This is a genomic window from Geobacillus proteiniphilus (genome assembly GCF_001908025.1).
In the GTDB taxonomy this organism is placed as follows: Bacteria; Bacillota; Bacilli; order Bacillales; family Anoxybacillaceae; genus Geobacillus; species Geobacillus proteiniphilus.
The window spans coordinates 1-307 of sequence record NZ_MQMG01000166.1 but is presented as its reverse complement, the minus strand read 5'-3'; the positions used below and the strand labels follow the sequence as shown (position 1 = coordinate 307).

1 rRNA gene is annotated in these 307 nt (G+C 59.6%); it reads right to left on the bottom strand.

The window, feature by feature from the left end:
• Positions 1-307, bottom strand: a 16S ribosomal RNA gene (locus BRO54_RS19040); the annotation flags it as partial.

Sequence of the window (307 nt, the reverse complement as noted above, 5' to 3'; positions counted from 1 at the left end):
CCTCACCGACTTCGGGTGTTGCAAGCTCTCGTGGTGTGACGGGCGGTGTGTACAAGGCCCGGGAACGTATTCACCGCGGCATGCTGATCCGCGATTACTAGCGATTCCGGCTTCATGCAGGCGAGTTGCAGCCTGCAATCCGAACTGAGAGCGGCTTTTTGGGATTCGCTCCCCCTCGCGGGTTCGCAGCCCTTTGTACCGCCCATTGTAGCACGTGTGTAGCCCAGGTCATAAGGGGCATGATGATTTGACGTCATCCCCACCTTCCTCCGACTTGTCGCCGGCAGTCCCTCTAGAGTGCCCAACC